Annotated in this window: 21 protein-coding genes; 5 read left to right on the top strand and 16 right to left on the bottom strand. The window is 46.9% G+C overall.

The genetic code is table 11. The annotated features are described in order from the left end of the window. Window positions 1–40 precede the first annotated feature (40 nt). From kdsB to J4N45_RS12690, 5 genes are read right to left on the bottom strand one after another with little or no spacing between them, the layout of a single operon-like run. Entirely contained in the window at window positions 41–793 is a 753-nt protein-coding gene (gene kdsB / locus J4N45_RS12710; protein WP_234495534.1) for a 3-deoxy-manno-octulosonate cytidylyltransferase, read from the bottom strand. Next, window positions 794–973: a Trm112 family protein gene (locus J4N45_RS12705; protein WP_006075338.1), complete on the bottom strand. Its 180-nt coding sequence runs from the start codon at window positions 971–973 to the stop codon at window positions 794–796. Continuing rightward, complete coding sequence (gene lpxK / locus J4N45_RS12700; RefSeq protein WP_252011665.1) at window positions 954–1,976, bottom strand: tetraacyldisaccharide 4'-kinase; 1,023 nt, start codon at window positions 1,974–1,976, stop codon at window positions 954–956. The genes J4N45_RS12705 and lpxK overlap by 20 nt, the downstream gene beginning before the upstream one ends. After that, on the bottom strand, window positions 1,976–3,727 hold the full coding sequence (gene msbA, locus J4N45_RS12695; RefSeq protein ID WP_252011664.1) for a lipid A ABC transporter ATP-binding protein/permease MsbA: 1,752 nt from the start codon (window positions 3,725–3,727) through the stop codon (window positions 1,976–1,978). Before msbA ends, lpxK begins: the two co-directional genes overlap by 1 nt. A gap of 31 nt (window positions 3,728–3,758) precedes the next feature. Then, window positions 3,759–6,038: a DNA internalization-related competence protein ComEC/Rec2 gene (locus J4N45_RS12690; RefSeq protein WP_252011663.1), complete on the bottom strand. Its 2,280-nt coding sequence runs from the start codon at window positions 6,036–6,038 to the stop codon at window positions 3,759–3,761. Between the two features lie 8 nt (window positions 6,039–6,046). Between J4N45_RS12690 and J4N45_RS12685 the strand changes: the two genes are divergently transcribed. Beyond that, window positions 6,047–6,556 carry a DUF2062 domain-containing protein gene (locus J4N45_RS12685; protein WP_042476794.1) on the top strand — a complete coding sequence of 170 codons (510 nt, stop codon included), beginning with the start codon at window positions 6,047–6,049 and terminating at the stop codon, window positions 6,554–6,556. Window positions 6,557–6,733: 177 nt separating this feature from the next. Here J4N45_RS12685 and lolE read toward each other — a convergent pair whose 3' ends face one another. The 3 genes from lolE to lolC are packed head-to-tail and all read right to left on the bottom strand — an operon-like array spanning window position 6,734 to window position 9,883. Then, window positions 6,734–7,972, bottom strand: a complete 1,239-nt coding sequence (gene lolE / locus J4N45_RS12680) for a lipoprotein-releasing ABC transporter permease subunit LolE (RefSeq protein ID WP_286036876.1) — start codon at window positions 7,970–7,972, stop codon at window positions 6,734–6,736. Between the two features lie 14 nt (window positions 7,973–7,986). Then, on the bottom strand, window positions 7,987–8,682 hold the full coding sequence (gene lolD / locus J4N45_RS12675) for a lipoprotein-releasing ABC transporter ATP-binding protein LolD (RefSeq protein WP_042476787.1): 696 nt from the start codon (window positions 8,680–8,682) through the stop codon (window positions 7,987–7,989). Continuing rightward, window positions 8,675–9,883, bottom strand: a complete 1,209-nt coding sequence (gene lolC / locus J4N45_RS12670) for a lipoprotein-releasing ABC transporter permease subunit LolC (RefSeq protein ID WP_252011662.1) — start codon at window positions 9,881–9,883, stop codon at window positions 8,675–8,677. Before lolC ends, lolD begins: the two co-directional genes overlap by 8 nt. 175 nt (window positions 9,884–10,058) lie before the next feature. On the opposite strand from lolC, the gene J4N45_RS12665 reads away from it, so the two are divergent. The 4 genes from J4N45_RS12665 (at window position 10,059) to J4N45_RS12650 (ending at window position 15,660) form a co-directional block, all read left to right on the top strand. Beyond that, a complete protein-coding gene (locus J4N45_RS12665; protein WP_252011661.1) occupies window positions 10,059–10,628 on the top strand; it encodes a PilZ domain-containing protein in 570 nt (189 codons plus the stop codon). A 6-nt stretch (window positions 10,629–10,634) separates the two neighbouring features. After that, window positions 10,635–14,090 carry a transcription-repair coupling factor gene (mfd, locus tag J4N45_RS12660; RefSeq protein WP_252011660.1) on the top strand — a complete coding sequence of 1,152 codons (3,456 nt, stop codon included), beginning with the start codon at window positions 10,635–10,637 and terminating at the stop codon, window positions 14,088–14,090. Between the two features lie 127 nt (window positions 14,091–14,217). Next, entirely contained in the window at window positions 14,218–15,030 is an 813-nt protein-coding gene (locus J4N45_RS12655; protein WP_252011659.1) for a peptidoglycan binding protein CsiV, read from the top strand. A 75-nt stretch (window positions 15,031–15,105) separates the two neighbouring features. Further along, the gene (locus J4N45_RS12650; RefSeq protein WP_252011658.1) at window positions 15,106–15,660 is read left to right on the top strand and encodes a GNAT family N-acetyltransferase; all 555 of its coding nucleotides are present in this window, start codon (window positions 15,106–15,108) and stop codon (window positions 15,658–15,660) included. Window positions 15,661–15,752: 92 nt separating this feature from the next. Here J4N45_RS12650 and ptsG read toward each other — a convergent pair whose 3' ends face one another. The 8 genes from ptsG to acpP form a co-directional block, all read right to left on the bottom strand. After that, a complete protein-coding gene (gene ptsG, locus J4N45_RS12645; protein WP_252011657.1) occupies window positions 15,753–17,186 on the bottom strand; it encodes a PTS glucose transporter subunit IIBC in 1,434 nt (477 codons plus the stop codon). 454 nt (window positions 17,187–17,640) lie between these two features. Beyond that, complete coding sequence (locus J4N45_RS12640) at window positions 17,641–18,408, bottom strand: TatD family hydrolase (RefSeq protein ID WP_252011656.1); 768 nt, start codon at window positions 18,406–18,408, stop codon at window positions 17,641–17,643. Window positions 18,409–18,522: 114 nt separating this feature from the next. Next, window positions 18,523–19,485: a DNA polymerase III subunit delta' gene (gene holB / locus J4N45_RS12635; RefSeq protein ID WP_252011655.1), complete on the bottom strand. Its 963-nt coding sequence runs from the start codon at window positions 19,483–19,485 to the stop codon at window positions 18,523–18,525. An 8-nt stretch (window positions 19,486–19,493) separates the two neighbouring features. Next, complete coding sequence (tmk, locus tag J4N45_RS12630; RefSeq protein ID WP_252011654.1) at window positions 19,494–20,126, bottom strand: dTMP kinase; 633 nt, start codon at window positions 20,124–20,126, stop codon at window positions 19,494–19,496. After that, entirely contained in the window at window positions 20,123–21,139 is a 1,017-nt protein-coding gene (gene mltG / locus J4N45_RS12625; RefSeq protein WP_252011653.1) for an endolytic transglycosylase MltG, read from the bottom strand. Before mltG ends, tmk begins: the two co-directional genes overlap by 4 nt. Further along, window positions 21,133–21,939 carry an aminodeoxychorismate lyase gene (gene pabC, locus J4N45_RS12620; protein ID WP_252011652.1) on the bottom strand — a complete coding sequence of 269 codons (807 nt, stop codon included), beginning with the start codon at window positions 21,937–21,939 and terminating at the stop codon, window positions 21,133–21,135. The genes mltG and pabC overlap by 7 nt, the downstream gene beginning before the upstream one ends. Window positions 21,940–22,021: 82 nt before the next feature. Beyond that, complete coding sequence (gene fabF, locus J4N45_RS12615; protein WP_042476763.1) at window positions 22,022–23,263, bottom strand: beta-ketoacyl-ACP synthase II; 1,242 nt, start codon at window positions 23,261–23,263, stop codon at window positions 22,022–22,024. A gap of 95 nt (window positions 23,264–23,358) precedes the next feature. After that, window positions 23,359–23,592 (bottom strand): acyl carrier protein, encoded by a 234-nt coding sequence (gene acpP, locus J4N45_RS12610; protein WP_004406112.1) that lies wholly within the window; start codon window positions 23,590–23,592, stop codon window positions 23,359–23,361. Between the last annotated feature and the right edge of the window lie 27 nt (window positions 23,593–23,619).

Below are 23,619 nucleotides of genomic sequence, written 5' to 3'. Positions count from 1 at the left end.
TATTGGGGGTCAGTTCAGATTCCAGCGGCGTTTTCAAACATTACTTCGACAAAAGTGCTCGCACTTTATCAAGATCTTCTGGCGTATCGACACCTGCAGGGGGCGCCTCTTTTGCCAGTTCGACGTGAATACGCTCACCATACCAAAGCACACGGAGCTGCTCTAGAGATTCAATCTTCTCAAGCGCACTTGGCGCCCAATTGATGTAGGTGTTGATAAAGCCTGCTCGATACGCATAAATGCCAATATGGCGCATTAGAGGGCTTGCCGCAGTTGACTTCGGCTCTGAGGCATACGCGTCTCGATCCCAGGGAATCGTGGCACGGCTGAAATAAAGGGCGAAGCCATTTTGGTCGGTGACAACCTTTACAGCATTGGGGTTGAAAACCTCTTCCTCATCCTCAATCGTCACTCCTAGCGTCGCCATCGGCGCCTGGCTCGATTGCAGATTGTCCGCGACCTGCTTAATGATACTCGCTGGTATTAACGGCTCATCACCTTGAACGTTGACGATTGTGTGCTCAGGCTCAATGCCCATTAACTCAACCACTTCCGCTAGGCGCTCAGTACCCGATTGATGATCTGGGGAGGTCATACAGACTTCTCCACCAAATGCCTGGACCGCCGATTCAATTCTCACATCGTCAGTGGCAACAATGACTCGGTCAGCACCCGACTCAACAGCACGCTCATAAACGTGCTGCACCATTGGTTTGCCGCAAATGTCTGCCAAAGGCTTACCCGGCAGACGCGAGGAGCTATATCGAGCTGGAATGATAACCGTGAATGCCATCTATCGACCCTCTTCCATACTCATCTGTCTCGCTTCAGGTTCAAGCAACACTGGAATCCCTTCTTTGATCGGGTAAGCCAATCGGTCAAGCTTACAGATAAGCTCCTGTTTATCTTTGTCGAATGTTAGCTTCCCTTTGCATACTGGGCATGCCACGATCTCAAGCAGTCTGTGATCCATAACTTTCTATTACCTTATTGATTTCTAGAAGTATTTGCTGGCTATCTTGCTCGGTAAATTGAGCTGACACTGGCAAATACCACCAATTGTCCTTTGAAAACGAGCGGCATTTCACCGCATCTTTCTCTGTCATAATGACATTATCGACACCCACACTGAGTTCGGCGAGCTTCTGGGCATCAAACGCTTGATGATCGGCAAAGCCTTGTGTTTTGGCCAAGCTTGCGCCCAACTTTTCTAAGGTGTCAAAAAAACGTGGAGGGTGTCCGATGCCAGCGAATGCGGCTAACGAACCCAACTCAGAAATGGATGCGGTTTTTCCCGTCACTAGATTCACGGCTGTGTCCGGACAAAGGACAAAACGCTTTTCTGAGTTTATTTGTAGTTGCTGCGAATTCGGTCCGCCGTTGACGACTTTAAGGTCAACCTCATCTAGCCTAGAAAGCGACTCTCTCATCGGCCCCAACGGGATGGCTTGCTGGTTGCCAAAGCGCCTTACCCCATCGATTACGATGATTTCAAAAGCGCGGTCGAGTGCGTAATGCTGGAGCCCATCATCGGTGATAATGACATCGACACCCAATGACTCAAGCTGTTTCGTTGCATTCACTCTAACGGGGTCGACACAAACGGGGACTTGAGTGCGCTCGAAAATTAGCTTTGGTTCATCGCCACACTCTGAGGGTAGCGTCTCAGCGCTCACCATTAATGGATAATGCGCTGCTTTACCACCATAGCCTCGAGAGACGACACCTGGGCGCTTGCCTTGGCGTACCAAGTGCTCAACAAGCCAAACAACCATGGGGGTTTTTCCATTGCCGCCGGCAGTAATATTACCCACAACGATAACAGGAACCTTAGCTTTGTAGCGAGGTTTACTCCCTGATTCGTAAGCGCGACGTCGACGAGTACTCACCAACAAGTACAGTTGGCTTAGTGGCCACAGCAGCGGCCACAATATAAAGCGAAGTGGATGATTACCGAACCACAGTTTGTCTATCACTAGTGATCACCAAACTGGATTTTGTGTAATTGCGCGTACGCACCTTGATGCTCAATTAGGGTCTTGTGGTCGCCTCGCTCGATAATTTCACCTTCGTCAACGACAAGAATTTCATCCGCTTCTTCAATAGTGGATAGACGGTGCGCAATCACCAGCACTGTTTTATCTTTCTGAAGCTCATCAAGAGCAGACTGTATGGCTCGCTCAGATTCAGTATCGAGCGCCGATGTTGCCTCATCCAAAATAAGGACAGGCGCATCTCGAAGCAAGGCACGCGCGATAGCGATACGTTGACGCTGACCGCCCGAAAGGCTTGCACCGTTCTCGCCTATCACGGTATCTAAACCGTCATCGAGGTTATTAATGAACTCCATAGCATGGGCCAGAGTTGCGGCATGCTCAATTTGCTCACGAGAGTACTGACCATCTGTCGCGTACGCAATATTATTGGCAATCGTATCGTTGAACAGGTGAACGTTTTGCGAAACCAGCGCAAAGTGCTGACGGAGATTGGTTAGCTTAAGATCTTCGATATTGTGACCGTCCAGCTCGATAGTGCCGCTATCGACATCGTAGAAACGAGTAAATAGGTTAGCAATAGTACTCTTACCAGAGCCCGAACGACCGACCAGTGCAAGCGTCTTACCAGCAGGTAAATCAAAGCTTACATTGCGCAGGGCAGGCTTTTCGCTGCCTTCATAGGTGAAGGTCACATCTTTAACCGACAGTTCACCCTTAGCTCGTGTGATTTCTTTGGTGCCATTATCGCGCTCAGTGTCCAAATCCATGAGATTGAACAAAGTTTGGCTCGCAGCCATACCACGTTGGAAATCAGCCGTCACACCGGTTAGAGCTTTCAGAGGACGCATCAATGAGAACATTGCTGAGAAAATAACAGTAAAGGTACCCGCCGTAAGCTGCTCACGAACTTCATCAAAGCTAGCTAGGAAAAGAACGGCAACTAACGCTAATGAGGCGATCATTTGAATTACAGGGTTAGCAATCGCCGATGCGGCAACCATTTTCATGGTCTGCTGACGCATTTGATTACTCATTTCATCAAAACGCGTTTTCTCGATTTGTTGACCACCGTAACTCAGAACAACCTTGTGTCCCTTCAGCATCTGCTCTGCCGAAGTCGTCATATGACCCATTGAGGTCTGCATATTGACGGAGATCTTGCGAAAACGTTTGGAAACCACTTGAATCGCCCACGCAACAACTGGCGCGACGACGAGCAACACGAGCGATAACTGCCAACTGCTCCAAAACATCAAGACTAGCAGGCCGATGATACTCGCACCCTCACGAACGATACTAACCAGCGAGCTACTCGTCGCCCCTGCCACCTGTTCTGAATCATAAGTTATGCGAGACAGCAAACCACCCGTTGACTCCTTGTCGAAAAAGGAGACTGGCATATGCATAAAGTGATTAAATATCCCTCTTCTGAGGTGCATAACCACCTTGCCAGAGACCCAACTTAAGCAGTACGTCGAGACAAAACCAGATAGTCCGCGGATAAACATCATGCCGAGAATAATCAGAGGTAGAATCTTCAAGAAGTTGGACTCTACATCGCCAAAGCCTTCATCCAAAAGCGGCTTTAAAAGCGATATCATGTACGTATCTGCTACCGCATTGATAATTAGTGCGACAACCGCAACGGCTAGACCCGTTTTATACTCACGAATGTAAGTCCACAAACGCTTAAACGTCTGCAGCGTTGTTTCATCTTGATTTTGCGACATAATTCTTTATCGATTTACTTTATCTATCCTCTCATTCTACTCTGCTTCGTAACATCTGCCTATACCAAGGCGCTAGGTAATCTGACCTCGCGGTGGAAACGATGATTTCTTGACCAACAAACTGGAATGTGACTTGTCCGGTTCGCCCAGTTTCATACCAAATACTGCCATTGTTTTGATATTGTTCTCGAACGACTGGACTGGGCAATTGCCACCTTGAATCAAACTGGTTCGATGCCACTGCATAGTCAGCATTTATCGTTTGATGGAGATATCTTGAGGAAGAGGTCTTGCTGCCATGGTGAGGCACGCTCATCACATCAATAGATAGAGGTTCAAGTTCACGAGAAAGAAGGATTTCACTCACCTTCTCTATATCGCCTGTCAGCAGCAAACGGTATGTTCGATCTGTTTCTTGATACGTGACTAAGATTACACAGGAATGAGGATTGTAAGCGCGTGTCACTTTTGCAGGAGGCCACAACACCTCAAAGTCAACGGCGCCCCATTTCCATCGTTCACCTCTGATACAAGAGTTGACCTGACTATTGCCTTCTGGACGACGTATCCACCTAGGGGGCATGTTCTGTTTTAGGTCAGCTTCACCACCCGCATGGTCATTGTCGGCGTGGCTCAAGATCAAGCCTTCCAGTCTCTTTACTCCTAACGCCCTAAGATTTGGAATCAGCACTGCTTCAGCCATCGAAAAGGTAGGGGTCGCCCTTCCTGTATCATAAACGACCGCTTCGTCACCCTGAACAATCGCTACTGACAATCCATGGCCCACATCGAGAAAGTGAACACTGACTTTCTCTTCTCGATGCATCATAGAATATTGAACTGCGGACACTAAAAACACTACCGTAATCATCGAAGTAGAAAGCCACTTGAAACACAGAACGCTCACCAACAAGACAACCACGAACATCAAGTCATTGTGAACTATCGGGGTCCAAAACGAGGACGCATAGGGAAGTAATAAATCTAAGGGTAGCAGCGCTTGATCGAGTAAAAACCACAAACAATCTGAACTGAAACCCATCATATTGATGGCAGCCGCTAATAGGGTGAGCGGGACAATACAAAAACTAAACCAAGGTACAAACACAAAGTTGTATGCAGCACTGAGTAGTGGTATACCATGAAACAGGAAACCGATTAATGGGATAAAAAGCCCCGACAACACCAAGTGTAGGCTTACAATCGCTATCACACCTCGCGTTTTACCTAGTAGGGTTAGCGTCAGTAGCAATGCGCCGACTGCAAAAAAAGAGAGCCAAAAGCTCATGCTCGCAGCGGAAAAAGGAACCAATGTCAGGACGACAGCTGCGCTAACCAACAGCACCATGAGTCGATGAATTCGCACTTGCGTTAATAGTAGTAGCGATAAAATTCCAAGCATTATCAAGGCGCGAACCGTTGAGATTGCGAAAAAGCCGAGTGCGCAGTACCAGTACGCGAATAGCAAACCAATACTCAATGACCAAAATTGGCCACTGTGAACCAGATTTGAACCGAGCTTATAGGGCAGAACCAACTTGAGAAACGATATAAGCGACTTCGCTACCCAATACCCCATTCCGAAAATGACGCCAATGTGCAAACCAGATATTGCAATTAGGTGCGAGAGACCACTTTGCTGTAACGACTTTCTTTGCTCTATTGGTAGCATGCTTCGATCACCGAACACCAGCGCGAGATACAAACCTTGAAAAGGACTGTTTTCTGTTGCCACTTTCACGGCGTCATGAGCCTTTGCTCGCCAGTGATATTTAGAAACAGAAAAACTATGCTTTTTATTGGCTAAAGTAGCAATACCGACTATACCTTGAGAAAAAGCATGTTTCTCGCGGTCAAATCCTACTTGATTAAGGACGCCAGATAGGCGCTTAAGCTGAATAGGTCCAAAGAACGTGGCCCCTGCTTCTAATGCAAAAGGCGTTCTGAGGCGAACTTTAGGTGCCTTAAATGAAGGGATTGGGTGTCCGTTAATGGCCGTTATGGTTGCATGTACTTCATAGCCATGACTTATTTTTTTAAAATAGCTGTCAACTTGTGCTTTTATGGTAATATCTGTGCCAAATCGGAAAAGTACCTCGGATTGGTACTTGAAAAGATTCCCTTGTATCAAAGCCACGGACATTGCGGCGAATACTGCTGACAGCACCCAGCGACGCTTTAGCAAACAGGCGATGCATGTACAGCATGTAGGAATTAACCAGAAAATACTCGGCATCTCAGGCCACCATACAGCGCTAATCATCACTAACGAGTAGCTGAGTGGGACTGCGATACCTGTTAACAGAGCCATATTTCCCTATGCCAAGAAAGTTCATTAAACGTTTCATGCCTGATCACGAGATGATCAAAAAACAAAAGGCATTGAAAGTGTTCGGCAACCTCCTTTACAACCCGAACTTATGGTGTCTAAACCGTCGCTCTGCGGCAGGCGCTTTTGCTGTCGGTCTTTTTATGGCTTTCGTACCACTTCCTAGCCAAATGATCATGGCCGCCGGACTCGCTATTCTTTTCGGCGTCAACCTGCCGCTATCGGTCGCCTTAGTGTGGATCAGTAATCCTGTTACCATGCCGGTATTATTTTACTTTGCCTATAAGGTGGGCGCGTTCTGCATGAACACTCCGCCACAACCGTTTCACTTTGAACTATCGTGGCAATATCTATCAGACCAGATGAGCACTATTGGTCCCCCTTTCCTGCTGGGCTGTGCGATCTGTGGCACCGTGGCCGCCATAGCCGGTTACTTTGGAATACGAGGACTTTGGCGATATTCAGTGGTTCGTAGCTGGCAACAACGCTCAACACGTTAAGCGTATCCACGTTAAACGTATCTTGGTGGCATAACAAAACACTCGAGCCGTTATGCGATGAACCACCAACTCGGCTGAAACTGATAAGTTTGCAAGCATTAAAAAAGGACCACATCAAGTGGTCCTTTTTGCTATCTGGACAAGGGGAAATCACTACCTCGTCGTTTCGTCTAATCTCTACTTGGCACTCAGGACTGTGGCTGGATTAAGCTGACTCGCTTTCATCGCAGGGTACCAGGTTGCTATCAAGCTGAGTAATGTTGCAGTCCCAGAAACCAAGAGCACGTCATTCCAAATCAATTGTGACGGCAGAAAATCGACAAAGTAGATGTCTCCAGACAAGAACTGATGCCCGAGCAAGTTTTCTAATCCAGATACAATTGGCGTCAAATTAAGTGCAACGAGGCTGCCCAATATGCCTCCAATCACACTACCAACGACGCCAGAGAATACGCCTTGCCAAATAAAGATACGCTTAATCAGGCCATCACTCGCCCCCATAGTACGCAGAATAGCGATTTCGGAAGCGCGATCTTTTACCGCCATCATGAGCGTCGACACAATATTGAAGCACGCGACACCGATAACCAGAACCATCACTAAATACATGATAGTTCGTACTAACTGGATATCGCGATACAGAAATCCATACTTCTGCTTCCAGCTACGAAGGTAAACGTACTCCGTTAGCGTATTACCGATTTCGCGGACAATGAGCGGTGCATCAAACACATTGTCTACCTTTATGGAGACGCCAGTGACGCTTTCTCCAAGCCTCGCATAACCCTGCGCATCCTCAAGTGGGACTATGGCTAGGCTGTGATCGATCTGTCCGTTAAGCTCAAGTAATCCCGTGACTTTTACTCGCACTCGTCTTGGCGACTGAACCTTGCTGGTATCTCCAGTCGTTGGGATCATCAAGGTCACATAATCACCAACAGAGACCCCGACTTGCTGCGCGACGCCCTGCCCTAATATAACTTGCTGCTCGCCCGCTTTAAACGCGTTCCATGACTGCTCTGCAACGAAACTAGGCAACGTCGACACCTGACTTTCTAGCTCAGGTGTCACGCCTCTTAGCTCAACCGCTTTGAGTTGACTCCCCTTTTCAACGAGAGCCGTTAGTCTGACATAGGGCGCAGCGCCTTCAACACGTTTGTGGTTGAGCGAGGCATCGACGACGTTTTGCCAGTTTTGAATCGGTGCATTCACACCTTCAAACTCACCATGGGCGATAACCGATAATACTCGGTTTTTAAGTTCACGCTCAAAACCGTTCATGGCAGATAGGCCAATCACAATAACCGCCACACCAACTGCAATGCCGACGATTGAAGACATGGAGATGAACGACACCATTTTGTTGCGCTGCTTGGCTTTGCTAAATCGCTTACCAATGAAAAACGATAGTGACACGATTGCTCCTCGTCTTACGCGCTGACTGTCGCTGCATCCACCAGCAGACCGTCTTGCATATGTAGTTGTTTGTCCATTTTCGAAGCGAGCTCATTATCGTGTGTGACAACAAGAAACGCAGTGCCATACTCGCGATTCAGAGTTCTCATAAGGTCATAAATAGACAGCGCCGTTGCATGATCCAAGTTACCAGTCGGCTCATCTGCAAGTACGAGATCGGGTTTGTTGACCAAGGCTCTCGCAATTGCCACACGTTGACGCTCACCACCAGACAACTCTGACGGTCTATGGTCGAGTCGATGTTGTAACCCTACTCTTTCAAGAAGCTCTCTGGCTTCTTGTTTCGCACTGCTCACTTTGGCACCACCGATAAGCAGTGGCATTGCAACATTCTCCACAGCGGTAAAGTCACTTAAAAGATGATGGAACTGATAGACAAACCCTAGATGCTGATTGCGAAGCTTAGCTTGCTGATTACTTCCCATATCTAAAAGAGACTGCCCTTGGAATTCAACACTGCCTTCTGTTGCCTCATCCAATGCACCTAATACATGAAGTAGAGTTGATTTACCCGAACCGGACGAGCCAATAATGGACACCAGTTCACCACTAGCGATGTCAAAGCTCACCCCTTTCAATACCTCAGTATCAACAGCGCCGTCGTGGTAGGTTTTGCGAATATTACGACACGCGATTAACGGATTACTCATATCTAAGGGCCTCTGCGGGTTTCACTGACGATGCTCGGTAAGAAGGGAATAACGTCGCGGCTAAGCTGAGCAACACGGCACACACCACGACGACAATAATTTGATAAGGGTTGATGACCACTGGCAGCTGACCGCCAAAACTAAACAGTGCGACGCCCATTGCATCAAGCAAGCTATTTAGATTGCTTGCCAAAATCACACCTAACACGCCACCGACAATCGCACCAACTGCGCCACTGCTGGCGCCTTGAACCATAAAGATACACAGCACTTGTCTGTCACTCATTCCTTGGGTCTTAAGAATGGCAACCTCTGACTGCTTCTCCATGACGACCATAATGAGCGCTGAAATAATATTAAATGCGGCAACTCCGATGATAAGCCCCAACATCAGTCCCATCATGTTTTTCTCCATGCGCACCGCTTGGAACAGTTCTCCGCGCTGCTCGCGCCAATCACTCCAACTCCACCCTTCTGGTAGTGGTTGTTCACTGAGCTGGGAAACCACAAACGGGTCATCGAAAAACAATCTCCAGCCACTCGCTTGATTCGACTTATAGCGCATCAGCTTGGCAGCATCAGAAATATGCGTCACAACCAACTGACTATCGACATCCGAACCAGTACTGTATAAACCCGCTACCGTAAACATACGCTGACTCGGTATTCTTCCCAGTGGCGTATACTGGCTCGCGCTTGTGACCATCAAACGGACTTTGTCACCCACTCGCACATCCAGTTCACGCGCAAGGCTATGACCCAACAACACCTGGTATTTACCCGCAGCTAAGCGCTCGACACTGCCGCTGACAATTCTCGAACGAATAGGGTCGTTGCTGTTAGGCTCAATACCAATCATGAGTGCAGCAGAGAGCCCTTGATGACTCTGCAGTACAGCCTCACTGCGTACAATAGGAACTGCCGGTTGGCTGGATGGATAAGCGGACAGTAGCTCCGTCGGCTTGTTATCAAGATCAACACGACCCGACTCATGACTGATCACCGCTTGAGGCAATACACCTAAAATGCGACCTTTGAGTTGGGCTTCAAACCCGTTCATCACTGATAGCACAGTCACAAGCGATAAAACACCAATGGTGATACCGGCGGTGGACATATAGGAAACAAATCGACTGAATCGGTCGCCAGAACGACCTCTGAGGTAACGCAGTCCAATAAATATTGGCAAGGGGTGAAACATAGTGTTCGCCATAGAAAGAAATCTACCAGTTAATGTAACCAGAAAAGTGTCAGGGTTGTAGCCCTGGATGTCATTTTCCTTTTAAATTACTGACTTTTGCGGAATTCATCTGCCCTTTTCTTGATAACTCACGTATACCCAGAGATAATTAATGGATGTTAATTAGGGAAAAATTATGCAGCAAGACGACTTCTTCACCGTAAATGGACCGCTTAAGGCGAACATTGAGCCACTCAAAGTAGGCTCTGCACTCCCTGAATTGACGGACTATATTGCCGAGATTCCCGCTTCTTTTGTCGCATCGAGTGAGTTTAGTCAACTAGACCAAAAAACAGATGCCGCGCAGCACGAACTCAACCAACACAATTTAAAACACGTCGCAGAGTTGATCGAGCAGCAAAACAATAAGCTGAATCTGTTACTCAATTACATGATTGCTCAACAAGATGAGCCTGCGCTAAGGCACATTACGAAAAGCTTCGGTGCCAGTCAGTTGACTTACATTAGTCGCGATGAACTACAACTAGGACAGTACACTAGACTCAAACTGTTTCTCGATCATCCACCTTCAGGTGTCTACTGCTACGGTGAAGTGACCAACATAGAACATCAAGATGAAGGTTATCTCGTGACACTTTCATTCGTTCGAATTCTTGAAGAACACCAAGATCTACTCATAAAGGCAGCCTTACACCAGCAACAAAAACTGCTGCGTCAACGCTCGCTAGACAGAGAAAAAAACTAATACGTTATGAGCTATTCTCCCCTACTTCCACTTAATGCCCCACAAGGCAAAGGTGACAAAAAACACTTAGGTAACCTAATAGGTGGCGCACTTGCGCTATCGATTGGTGAACACGCCAGTGCGCATGAGCAGCACACCCTTTTGGTTGTCCCCGATCCACAAATGGCATTAAAGCTTCAAGGTGAGCTCGAACAGTTCTACTGTGGCGATGTGGCGCTATTTCCCGACTGGGAAACGCTCCCTTACGACAACTTCTCGCCCCACCAAGATATTATCTCTGATCGTATCGCTCGCTTGTATTCCCTCCCTCAGCAGAGCGCGGGCATTACGATAGTTCCGGTCAGCACCTTGCTACAAAGACAGAGTCCAAGAGACTTTTTATTGCAACACACACTCATGGTAAAAACGGGCGATCTATTCTCTCTCGATAAGCTAAGAGTGCAGCTTGAAAACTCTGGATATCGCCATGTTGACCAAGTCTTTGGACCAGGTGAATATGCCAGCCGAGGTTCGATTCTCGACCTTTTCCCGATGGGAAGTTCAGCGCCGTATCGTATCGACTTTTTCGATGATGAAATCGACACGATTCGAACATTTGATCCTGAAAATCAGCGCTCCATCGAGGATATTGAAGAGATCCGTCTTCTTCCGGCACATGAGTTTCCAACAACCAAAGATGCCATTGAAGAGTTTCGTACCCGCTGGCGTCAGCAATTTGATGCGAGACGTGAGCCAGAGTCTGTGTATATGCAGGTCAGTAAAGGCACGTGGCCTGCAGGTATTGAGTATTGGCAACCACTGTTTTTTGACCATACCGAGACCTTGTTCGACTATATCAGCGAAGAATCTCAGATCGTCATGGTGGGTGATATTGAAAGTGCTGTCGATCACTTTTTGGCTGATGTCGATACGCGTTTCGAACAAAGAAAAGTCGACCCACTGCGCCCGCTACTCGAACCTAAGGCGCTGTGGCTCGAAAAAGACGAGTTCTTTGCTCAGCTAAAACAATACCCTCAACTCCAATGCCATATCGAAGAAGTTGAACAAAAGGCAGGACGTGACAATACGCCAGTTCAAGCTCTTCCTGACATCACGGTTCAACATCAGTTAAAAGAGCCGATGGCGCAAATTCGTCAGTTCACTGAGCAGTTTACGGGCAAGGTCATCTTCTCTGTTGAGTCAGAAGGCCGACGTGAGGCGCTTTTAGAACTGTTGCACAGAATCAAGCTTCGTCCTGTAGAGCAATCAAGCTTGCACGATGCACTAAAACGCAATGAGCGTTTTGCCCTGGTTATCGGACAGTGTGAACACGGATTCAGCTTCCAAGATAAGTTCGCATTCATCTGTGAGAGTGACATGCTTGGCGATCGCGTTATTCAGCGTCGCAAAAAAGAAAAGCGCTCTATAAACAGTGACACTGTCATACGTAACCTCGCTGAGCTCAAACCGGGACAGCCGGTGGTACACATCGACCACGGCATCGGTCGCTACGTGGGCTTACAAACTCTAGAAGCCGGTGGCATGACAACGGAGTACGTGACGTTAGAATACCAAAACGACGCTAAGCTCTACGTACCTGTGGCCTCTCTGAACCTTATTGGACGTTATTCAGGTGGCGCTGAAGAGTCCGCACCGCTCCACAAACTCGGTGGTGAAGCTTGGGCGAAGGCTCGCCGCAAAGCCGCGGAGAAAGTTCGAGACGTCGCTGCAGAGCTACTTGACGTCTATGCTAAGCGAGAGCTTAAGCCTGGCTACAAGTTTAAACTGGATCGCGACCAGTACGCGACATTCAAGGCTGGATTCCCGTTTGAGGAAACCGATGACCAAGCACAGGCAATCAATGCGGTCATGTCAGATATGTGCCAACCAAAGGCAATGGACCGACTCGTCTGTGGTGATGTTGGTTTTGGTAAAACAGAAGTCGCCATGCGTGCAGCATTCGTATCAACTGACAATGGTAAGCAGGTAGCGGTATTGGTCCCAACGACACTGCTTGCACAACAACACTTTGAAAACTTCCGCGATCGATTCGCAAACCTGCCTATTCGGGTCGAGGTACTGTCACGCTTTAAGTCGGCGAAAGAACAAAAAGCCATTCTTCAAGATGTGGCTGACGGCAAAGTCGACATTGTGGTCGGCACGCACAAGCTATTATCAAGCGACATCCAGTTTAAAGATCTTGGGCTACTGATCGTCGATGAAGAGCACCGCTTTGGCGTTCGTCAGAAAGAAAAAGTGAAAGCCATGCGTGCGGATGTGGACATCCTTACTCTCACCGCGACACCGATTCCGAGAACACTCAATATGGCCATGAGTGGAATGCGTGATCTTTCAATCATTGCCACCCCGCCGGCTCGCCGTCTTGCTATAAAGACCTTTGTTCGACAAAGCGAAGACAGTGTAGTGCGAGAAGCGATACTGCGTGAGATCATGCGTGGTGGTCAGGTTTACTTCCTTCATAATCAAGTGGAAACCATAGAAAAAGTCGCAGCCGATCTTGAAAAGTTGGTCCCAGAAGCACGAGTAACCGTTGCACATGGCCAAATGCGTGAACGCGAACTTGAGCGCGTTATGAATGACTTCTATCACCAGCGCTTCAACCTGCTAGTCTGTACGACGATCATTGAAACGGGTATCGACGTTCCAACCGCGAACACGATTATCATGGACCGCGCAGACCACCTAGGTCTGGCCCAGCTTCATCAGCTTCGTGGACGAGTGGGTCGCTCCCATCATCAGGCCTACGCCTACCTTCTGACGCCACATCCAAAAGCCATGACCAAAGACGCAGTGAAGCGTCTCGATGCCATTGCTTCATTGGAAGATCTTGGCGCTGGATTCACCCTCGCGACTCACGATTTAGAGATCCGCGGCGCAGGTGAACTGTTGGGTGACGAGCAAAGTGGTCAGATTCAATCCGTTGGTTTCTCACTTTACATGGAGATGCTAGAGCAAGCAGTAGAGGCGTTAAAAGAAGGCAAAGAACCATCATTGGATGATCTCCTACGCGAACAGACCGAAGTTGAACTTCGTATTCCAGCTTTGCTCCCTGATGATTATATTCCTGACATCAACACGCGTCTGTCAATGTACAAGCGTATTGCCAGCGTGGGTAATGAAGATGAACTGAATGAACTCAAGGTGGAGCTTATCGATCGATTTGGTCTTCTTCCGGAAGCCGCCAAACACTTGCTTGAAGTCGCTAAAATGAAACTTCGTGGTGGTGACCTTAAAGTGAAGAAAGTAGAAGCCCATGAGAAAGGCGGCTATATTGAGTTTTATCCAGACGCTGACATTAACCCAGCCTTCTTGGTTAAACTACTTCAAGCGCAACCAACCAAGTTTGCAATGGAAGGACCAACGAAATTCAAGTTTATCGAAACGTTGACCGACCGCCGTAAGCGTTTGAACTACCTAAACAGCATGCTGGATGAATTTGAAGCGAATCGAATACCAGCTTAATTTTATGACTAGGTAGAGACTTGCCGAAACATAATGAAGGCGAATGCCACTAATTGTTTCGGCAACACTTTGTATTAATTGATATACTGGGTCCCACTCATCGACAGTGGCCATCTATGGAGAAACAATGAAAAAGCTGATCCCACTGCTAATGCTATTGGTTTCGATGCCAAGTTTGGCACAGAGACAATTTGACATAGAAGTGATCGTTTTTAAGCGCGCCGTCAATCCGGAAAAGGTCAATGAGTCATGGCCAAATGATATGCCAGACATCGACTTTAGTCGCGCTGGTTCCCTAAATGATTCAAGCTACCGTGCGTCTAAGGGGGTCCAAGCACTTCCGTCGGCTTCTTACCAGCTAAATGATGAAGTGGCTAAGCTACGTAATCACGCGGGTTACACCGTTCTAATGCACAAAGCATGGCGTCAGGGTGATAATGGCAAAGGCTCTGCTCCGGTTTTCCGATTCCGCGCAGGCAAAGATTTTTCCACTCAGTTTTATCCAGATGGCTCTGAAAAGGGAAGCAGCAGTAACACCTCTTCACCTGTAGATGGTGTAACGGAAGTCGCTATTGATAAGCCATTGTACGAGCTAGATGGCAAGCTACAAATCTACGTGCAGCATTACCTGTATGCCGAAGCTCAGCTTGATCTGAAATCTCCAAGTACCAAGCAGGTTATCGTCTCCGCGCCTATCGATGAAACACCAGCTGATGCAATAGAGTCTAACGATTTATCAGAGAACACAGCATCTGACGATGTTCAAGACAGCAATGTTATCGCTGGTAACTTAGCCTCTATCGAGCCGCAACGCGAGACACTTACTTTCTTAAAAGATTACCGCCTCGACCAAAAGCGTCGCATGCGCAGTAGTGAAACACACTACCTAGATCATCCACTGATGGGGATGATCATTCAGGTGAGACGCGTACAAAACTAACGCCAACTCACAGTTAAAGGGCTCGCTAACGCGGGCCTTTTTTATATGCGCATGACTTAGGTTTATACTTTAGCTATGAACACCAATTACACCATCTACACCAAACGGCTTTGCCTGCGCCTTCTGACGCCAGATGAAGCACCTATACTTGCAGACACCATATGCGCCTCTCCATCACTTCATCAATGGATAGATTGGTGTCATTCAGAATTTACTGAGTCCGAAGCACTCGACTTTATCGGAGCAACACGCCTTAACTGGGTTAAAGCTAACGCCTTTGGCTTTGCCATTTTCACAAGAAGCGACAATGAATTTCTAGGAATGGTCGCGCTCAACGAGTTCTACCACACCTTCAACATGGGCAGTCTTGGTTATTGGATGAAAGACAAAGCTCAGCAGAAAGGATACGCGGTAGAGGCTATGGAGGCTCTAGTGGAGTTCGCTTTTGCCCACCTGTTACTCACGCGCTTAGAGATCGTCTGCGACCCAGCCAATGAACCAAGTTATCGATTTGCCGAAAAGCTTGGCGCCACCTTCGAGTGCCTTGCAAAAAATCGTTATATCTTTAACGGTAAACCGCATGAAGGAATGGTGTTTTCACTATTGCCATCTGAGTGGAATCGTACATAGCGCTAACTTGAAGTGACGAGTGTCTATAGACATTCATTCAGACGAAAAAAAGGGAAGCCTAAGCTTCCCTTTTCTAACTTTGGATTGAGGAATTAGCCGTGGTTACGAATCCACTCATCCATATCTGTTTTCAGGTTGTCTGACTTAGTACCGAAGATAGCTTGAACACCACCAGATACTACAACTACACCTGCTGCACCAAGTTGCTTAAGCTTGTCTTGGTCAACGATTTCAGTGTCAGCTACTGCAACACGTAGACGTGTGATACATGCATCTAGACCTGTGATGTTAGCTTTGCCACCGAATGCTGCTACTAGTTCACCAGCCATTTCGTTGCCAGATACTGCTGCGCCTGCTTCTTCAGTCTCGTCTTCACGACCAGGAGTCTTAAGGTCCATCGCAGTGATTACAGCGCGGAATACGAAGTAGTAGATTGCAGCGTATACTAGACCAACACCGATCATCAGACCAATCTTCTGAGAGTTACCAGACAGAACTAGGAAGTCGATTAGACCGTGTGAGAATGAAGTACCGTGTACAAAACCTAGAGTGTTCGCAACAACGTATGCAGAACCAGCTAGTAGAGCGTGAATTCCGTATAGTACCGGAGCAACGAATAGGAATGAGAATTCGATTGGCTCAGTGATACCTGTTAGGAACGATGTTAGAGCAGCAGAAGCCATGATACCCATAACCTTCGCGCGGTTCTCTGGCTTAGCACAGTGTGCAATAGCGATTGCAGCAGCTGGTAGACCGAACATCTTGAACATGTAACCACCCGCTAGCTGACCGAAGCCATTACCAGCAGCACGAGACGCTTCGTCTGCAACTAGGTAACAAGTTAGTACGCCGTTTTGAGTTTCGCCTGCAGCGTTAACACAAGTACCTGCTTCGAAGAAGAATGGTACGTTCCAAACGTGGTGTAGACCGAATGGGATTAGAGAACGCTCAACAACACCGTAGATACCGAATGCTAGTTGTGGGTTTTGCTCAGCTGCCCAGTGAGAGAATGCACCGATTGCAGAACCGATTGGTGGCCATACGATAGACAGTACGATACCAAGTGCGATTGCAGTGAAACCAGTAATGATTGGCACAGCACGCTTACCAGCGAAGAAGCCAAGGTATTCTGGAAGTTGAATCTTGAAGAAACGGTTGAATGCCCAAGCAGCCACACCACCGACAAGGATACCACCTAGTACACCTGTATCGATTTTTTCAACGCCCATAACACCAGCCATTACGCTAAGCGTAGCAGTCATGATGCCGTAACCAACGATAGCTGCAAGACCTGCAACACCGTCGTTGTTAGTAAAGCCTAGTGCAACACCTACAGCAAATAGCAGTGCCATTTGGCCGAATACTGAACCACCAGCTTGTTCCATTAGGTTTGAAACCACCTCTGGAATGAAGCCTAGGTTAGCAGCACCTACCCCAAGTAGAATACCTGCAACTGGTAGTACCGATACTGGTAGCATCAGAGACTTACCAACTTTTTGCAGGTTAGCAAAAAGGTTCTTAAACATGTTTATGCTCCTGATAAAGTTATTAGTATTATGGGCTCTAACGGCACACCCCCGTAGCCTAAATGTTAGCACCCATAGAAAATGTAACCACGATTCGAATTATATTTTCTGCCTCTAAATATATCTTGATGACCCTCAAGGTTTCTACACACTTACGAAATTTAGTTTCAAAACTACGCATGGATCACGTTTCAAACGGGCTTGTGTAATGGTTTTCAGAACTAATAAGTCATTGAAATTAATGCAATAAATAATTACATCAATTAATTTTACGGGGTGAATAAAATACACTCTTAAGTTATTTTACGTAACATAATTACAGTTTGTGCTGAATCACTTCTTTTTTCTCAACAGATTTCGTTAACGTTAAATTAATTTGATATTTTCAAATTTTTTCGACAAAAAAGGCGCAAACTGCGCCTTTTCTAATCGGTTGTATCTGAGTTGTTATTTCCTAACGCAAAAAAAGATCCTGATAGTTTTTGCTGGTTTTTTCTCCAACTTCCGACAGCGATACCCCTTTTAGCTGAGCAATATAGGCAGCAACCTCCACTACGTAGGCCGGTTGATTCTCTTTGCCACGATGCGGAATTGGTGCGAGATAAGGAGAGTCTGTTTCAATAAGCAGCCTTTCAAGCGGTAATTGTTTCACGACCTCTTTAAGCTCTTTGGCTTGTCTGAAAGTGACAATGCCTGAAATGGAGATATAGAACCCGAGATCCATGGCTGCTTCAGCAAAAGGCAGATCCTCGGTAAAACAGTGGATCACACCACCACACTTGTCCGCCCCGCCATTACGAAGAATGGATAACGTGTCTTCGCGCGCGTTTCTAGTATGGATAATTAGCGGTTTATTGACATCCACCGCCACCTCAACTTGCTGCTCAAAACGCTTTTTTTGCAGCTCAGCCGTTTCTGGTTGATAGTGGTAGTCTAAACCCGTTTCACCGACAGCAACGACCCTGTCATTGGCAACGTACTTCTTAAACTGCTCCAAAGAAAAAGTACTCTCCACATCGAGTGGATGCACACCACAAGATGCCATGATCTCAGGGTATGGCTTGATTAGCTCCATCATATTTGGAAATGAGTCAAGCGTAACGCCGACAGATAAAAGCTTGTCAACGTTAGCGGCTTTTGCTTTTTTAAGTACATCTTCGATGCCATCATGCAGCTCTTCATAGTTCAGCTTATCGAGATGGCAATGGGAATCTACAAACATAAAGTCTTCTTCGTGCGTAAGAATTTAAAGATACTGACAGCCCTATTCGGCTTCAGCAAATGAAAGCTCTCGGCATAATAATGAACAACTATGCCGAGGATAGTGAGCGTTAATTTAAGCGGTTAAGAAAGAGTATAGCCAATTAGTCACGAGTAACTCGGCATTTAGCCCGCTAGACTCGCTAAGTTGCTTTTTGAGCTCTGCCAAGGATTCAGATTGCTTAAACAAACTCTGATAGGAATATAACGATGCTAGTTGAGCAGCTTCAGGAATCATCTCGCCTTGGTCAAGACCTAACGACTGCTTTTGAGCACTAGCCAATACCAACCACAACCATGAAAGCTGTTCATCAAAGGGGACGTCACTTTTCAAGAATACATTCATAAAGGCTGTCACGTCCGCATTGCGATTCGTTACAGCGCTTAAAAATGCCGAGAGCAGTGTATCTAACTCTTTTTCTCTACCCTGTTCCACAAACAACTTTATCGCTAAAGGTTCAGACTGACATAGGTAAGCAATTCGAAGAGAAATACGCTTTCCTAATTGTGCGCTGACCCAGTCAACAGATTGAGCTTGAGACGGAGCAGAAAGATGCCAAACCTCACATCGGCTGCGAATAGTGGGCAGCAAACGCTGGGCATGTTCTGTCGTTAGGATGAACACACAATTGCTAGGTGGTTCCTCTAGAGTCTTAAGTAGTGCATTGGCAGCGGAAACATTCATGCGCTCGGCTTGAGGCAGGATAATCAATCGATATCCACCAAACTGAGACGACTCAAGAGCCCATTTATTCGCTTGTCTAATTTGCTCAACCGATAGGTTCTTTTTATCTTTCTCAGGTTCAACGAAGTGAACGTCAGGGTGAGAATCAGAAGCGATCAGGCTGCAAGCATGACAAAAGCCGCACGGCTCCGAAGCATCGTTCTGACACATTAAACCTGCGACATATCGCTCAACTAGAGCCTCGGGTCCCAAGCCAATCTTAGCTTGGATCAGCATTGCTCCTGGAATATGCTGCCTCTCAAGGTTCCCCTTGAGCTTTTGCCACAGATCAGCCTGCCATGGATAGTCCTGCATACTTGCTCCTACTGCGCGGTCAACCAAGCTTGCACAGCATGGCGAATGTCCGCTTGAACCGATTCCATATCTTGGCTTGCATCGATAATCACAATGCTCGAATCCGAATTTGCCAATTCTAAGTAGCGTTCGCGGGTGCGGTCGAAAAATGAAATATCCATTTTCTCAATTCGGTCTAGCTCACCTCTACCACGCGCTCGCTCAAGGCCGAGTCTTGGGTCAAGATCTAGATACAGGGTGAGGTCTGGCTTAAAGTCGCCAAGTGCGATCTCTTTAAGCGAAGACATAATATGCTTATCGATTTGACGACCACCGCCTTGGTAGGCTTGAGAAGAGAGATCATGTCGATCACCAATAACCCAAGTGCCAGACTCAAGAGCAGGTTTGATCACTGTTTCCACTAATTGAATTCGAGCGGCATACATTAACAGCAACTCAGAGCGATCTTGAAGAATCTCCCCTTCTTGCTCTTCTTTTACCAAGGCACGCATTTTTTCAGCCAAGGCCGTACCACCAGGCTCGCGAGTATTTTCAATAGAATCAATGCCTGCTGCTTCTAACTCAGAGCGTAACACACTGATTGCTGAACTCTTACCTGCGCCTTCTAGGCCCTCGATTACGATAAATTTGCCTTGGTTCATTTTCGACTTCTTAGTTGTTTTAGATACTGTTGGACCGCGCGGTTGTGGTCTCTTAAATTCTTTGAAAAGACATGGCCACCTGTACCGCTAGCCACGAAATATAGATAGTCGCTGTCTTCCGGATTTACTGACGCCATGATAGATGCTTTACCAGGCATTGCAATTGGCGTTGGTGGTAAGCCATTAATGACATAGGTATTGTATGGCGTTGCTTCTCGAAGATCTTTCTTACGAATGTTGCCATCATATCTATCGCCCATGCCGTAGATCACCGTTGGGTCGGTTTGCAGGCGCATACCGATGTTTAGGCGATTAACGAACACAGACGCCACACGTTCGCGCTCTGATGGTACTGAGGTCTCTTTCTCGATAATAGATGCCAAAATCAAGGCTTCGTACTCGTTCTTTAGTGGAAGCTTATCTTGTCGCTGCTCCCAACTTTCCGAAAGTACCTTGTTTAACTTTCTGTTAGCGCGCTTTAAAATATCAAGGTCACTATCACCCACGGAGTAATGATAGGTTTCTGCAAGGAAGAGCCCTTCTAAGCGTTCGTGCTCGATGCCTAGCTCTTGCGCTATCGCTTTTTCGTCCATTTCAAGCGTTTTGTGCTCTAGGTAATCTGCATTAGCAAACTGTTCACGCCATTCTTTAAAGGTAGAGCCTTCAATAAAGGTAATCGCAAGTTGGTACTCTTTACCCTCGATAACCGCGTCAATCGCCTCTTTAAACGTCATAGTCGGCTTCAGTTCGAATGTTCCAACCTTAATTTGCGTGAGCTCTGGATGGAAGCGGCGAACTAATTCGGCAAATGGCGTAGGCTCAATCCATTGATTACCCTCAAATGTCGCCATTAGCGTATTGAGACTGTTGCCGCGCTCTACGGTAATCAGTGTTGGCTCTTCAAGGTTCAGAGGCTGGTTAACAAAATCCTGCACGCTATTTTTAACATGAACAAAGCCGCCTACTGCTACTGCTGCAAGTATGATGACGAGCAATAAAAACTTCTTTAGCACAGACTTAATTTCTCCTGAATCTGTTTTGTTATTGGACCGATAGACAGACCAACTTCCCTAATTTTAGTGATGGGTGCAACCCCCAGAATACAATTGGTAACGAAAACTTCTTCGGCCGCAAGGAGATCTTCAAGTTCGAAGTGCCCAACGTTAACTGCAATACCCAGTAACGTCAGCTCCTCAATCACGACCTCACGCATGACACCAGCAACTCCGGCAACACTAAGGTCTGGTGTAAACACTTGATTGTTGTTCACCCAGAATACGTTAGCCATTGTGGTTTCAATCACTTTGCCGTTAAAGTCGAGCACAATGCCATCAAGATGACCACTAGATTCAACATTTTCCTTAGCTAAAATCTGTTCCAGTCTATTATTGTGCTTGAGTCCAGCCAGCAAAGGATTATGCCCAAGTCGTACATCCGAGATTGATAGTTCCAAGCCATTTTCACGAATTTCATGGTAGTTCGGTGGAAAATCGAAGCTACTTACCGTAACAAAAGGACCTTTAGTTACCTTAGTACTGTAACCGCGGCCACCTTGGCCGCGACTTACATGCAGTTTTATGCCAGCTTCACTTGCATCAGACGCATGTGACTCGATCTCCAACCGCAGAGCATGCCAGTCTACCGGCGCGATCTTAAGACACATCAGCGCCTTTTCCATACGAGTGACGTGACGTTCCCACAACTGAAGTTTGCCATATCGCGTCAATATGGTTGTAAAGCAACCGTCACCGTATTGAAAACTTCTATCCGTGACCGCAACATGGTCAATCTTCTGGCCATTTCGCCAAAACATGTTGATTCCTTTAAATAACAAAACGGCTCAATGCTAAGCATCAAGCCGTTCGAATACAAGTCTCTTATGCGATTACCGCGGTTTACATCTTCTTGAAGATAAGCGAACCGTTAGTACCACCAAAACCAAATGAGTTACAAAGTGCATATTCCATATCCACTTTACGTGCGGTAAATGGCACTAAGTCAACATCACATTCAGGATCAGGGTTATCTAGGTTAATCGTTGGTGGAACAATTTGGTCAACCAAAGACATGATGGTAATGATAGCTTCAGCCGAGCCCGCAGCACCCAATAGGTGACCTGTCATAGACTTGGTAGAAGAAACCAGTACTTTCTTCGCGCCTTCCTCACCAAGTGCACGTTTAATGCCCTTGATTTCCGCCACATCACCTGCAGGAGTTGATGTACCGTGTGCGTTAACATAACCAATCTGTTCGCCAGTGATACCAGCGTCACGCAGTGCTGCTTCCATTGCAAGCGCACCACCAGAGCCATCTTCGCTTGGAGACGTCATGTGGTAAGCGTCACCGCTCATACCAAAGCCAACAAGCTCTGCATAGATTTTAGCGCCACGTGCTTTTGCGTGTTCGTACTCTTCTAGTACTAACATACCTGCACCATCACCTAGCACGAAGCCGTCACGATCAACATCCCATGGACGAGATGCTTTTTGAGGCTCATCATTGCGAGTTGATAGCGCCTTCGCTGCGCCAAAGCCCGCCATGCCGAGTGGTGTAGATGCTTTTTCAGAACCACCAGCAACCATTGCTTCTGCATCACCATAAGCGATCATACGAGCAGCGTGGCCGATGTTATGTAGGCCTGTTGTACATGCTGTAGAGATAGCAATGTTAGGACCACGTAATCCAGCAAGAATAGAAAGTTGGCCAGCAACCATGTTTACAATAGTCGAAGGGACAAAGAAAGGACTTACACGACGAGGGCCTTTCGATACCAACGCTTGATGTCCCGCTTCAATTAGGTCAAGACCACCGATACCAGAACCGATAGCCACACCGACACGGTGTTGGTTTTCTGGAGTGACTTCAAGACCAGAGTCTTTGAGTGCGTGCATACCTGCTACGATGCCGTACTGGATAAACAAATCCATTTTCTTAGCATCTTTTTTAGACACGTATTCACTACCGTCAAAGTCTTTAACTAAGCCAGCGAAACGAGTAGAGAAATCGGTTGTATCGAAATGTTCAATATTTACGATACCACTCTTGCCTTCAAGAAGGGCTTTCCATGAAGATTCTACGCTGTTGCCTACCGGCGACAACATACCCATGCCAGTGACAACAACACGACGCTTGGACACGATTTTTTCTCCGGGATATTTATGATTCTATATGAAAGGATAGAAGACGTTTTAAAAAAACACAGGCGGCCAAGGAGGCCGCCTAGAAAGAGATATTACTGAGCGCTGTTTACGTAGTCGATAGCAGCTTGAACAGTAGTGATCTTCTCAGCTTCTTCATCAGGAATCTCAGTGTCGAATTCCTCTTCTAGAGCCATTACTAGCTCAACTGTGTCTAGAGAGTCAGCACCTAGATCGTCAACGAAAGAAGCTTCGTTTTTAACTTCTGCTTCGTCCACACCTAGCTGTTCAACAATGATTTTCTTTACGCGTTCTTCGATGTTGCTCATTTTAATTTTCCTTTACAGATTTCGCTC

The sequence above is a fragment of the Vibrio sp. SCSIO 43140 genome (assembly GCF_023716585.1).
GTDB lineage: Bacteria > Pseudomonadota > Gammaproteobacteria > Enterobacterales > Vibrionaceae > Vibrio > Vibrio maritimus_B.
The sequence above is the reverse complement of the archived record's forward strand: the minus strand, read 5'-3'. Positions and strand labels throughout refer to the sequence as shown.

Coding starts and splice junctions, on each gene's coding strand:
- kdsB (WP_234495534.1), bottom strand. CDS start 793: ATGGCATTCACGGTTATCATTCCAGCTCGATATAGCTCCTCGCGTCTG.
- J4N45_RS12705 (WP_006075338.1), bottom strand. CDS start 973: ATGGATCACAGACTGCTTGAGATCGTGGCATGCCCAGTATGCAAAGGG.
- msbA (WP_252011664.1), bottom strand. CDS start 3,727: ATGTCGCAAAATCAAGATGAAACAACGCTGCAGACGTTTAAGCGTTTG.
- J4N45_RS12690 (WP_252011663.1), bottom strand. CDS start 6,038: ATGGCTCTGTTAACAGGTATCGCAGTCCCACTCAGCTACTCGTTAGTG.
- J4N45_RS12685 (WP_042476794.1), top strand. CDS start 6,047: ATGCCAAGAAAGTTCATTAAACGTTTCATGCCTGATCACGAGATGATC.
- lolD (WP_042476787.1), bottom strand. CDS start 8,682: ATGAGTAATCCGTTAATCGCGTGTCGTAATATTCGCAAAACCTACCAC.
- lolC (WP_252011662.1), bottom strand. CDS start 9,883: ATGTTTCACCCCTTGCCAATATTTATTGGACTGCGTTACCTCAGAGGT.
- J4N45_RS12665 (WP_252011661.1), top strand. CDS start 10,059: ATGCAGCAAGACGACTTCTTCACCGTAAATGGACCGCTTAAGGCGAAC.
- mfd (WP_252011660.1), top strand. CDS start 10,635: ATGAGCTATTCTCCCCTACTTCCACTTAATGCCCCACAAGGCAAAGGT.
- J4N45_RS12655 (WP_252011659.1), top strand. CDS start 14,218: ATGAAAAAGCTGATCCCACTGCTAATGCTATTGGTTTCGATGCCAAGT.
- J4N45_RS12650 (WP_252011658.1), top strand. CDS start 15,106: ATGAACACCAATTACACCATCTACACCAAACGGCTTTGCCTGCGCCTT.
- ptsG (WP_252011657.1), bottom strand. CDS start 17,186: ATGTTTAAGAACCTTTTTGCTAACCTGCAAAAAGTTGGTAAGTCTCTG.
- J4N45_RS12640 (WP_252011656.1), bottom strand. CDS start 18,408: ATGTTTGTAGATTCCCATTGCCATCTCGATAAGCTGAACTATGAAGAG.
- holB (WP_252011655.1), bottom strand. CDS start 19,485: ATGCAGGACTATCCATGGCAGGCTGATCTGTGGCAAAAGCTCAAGGGG.
- tmk (WP_252011654.1), bottom strand. CDS start 20,126: ATGAACCAAGGCAAATTTATCGTAATCGAGGGCCTAGAAGGCGCAGGT.
- pabC (WP_252011652.1), bottom strand. CDS start 21,939: ATGTTTTGGCGAAATGGCCAGAAGATTGACCATGTTGCGGTCACGGAT.
- acpP (WP_004406112.1), bottom strand. CDS start 23,592: ATGAGCAACATCGAAGAACGCGTAAAGAAAATCATTGTTGAACAGCTA.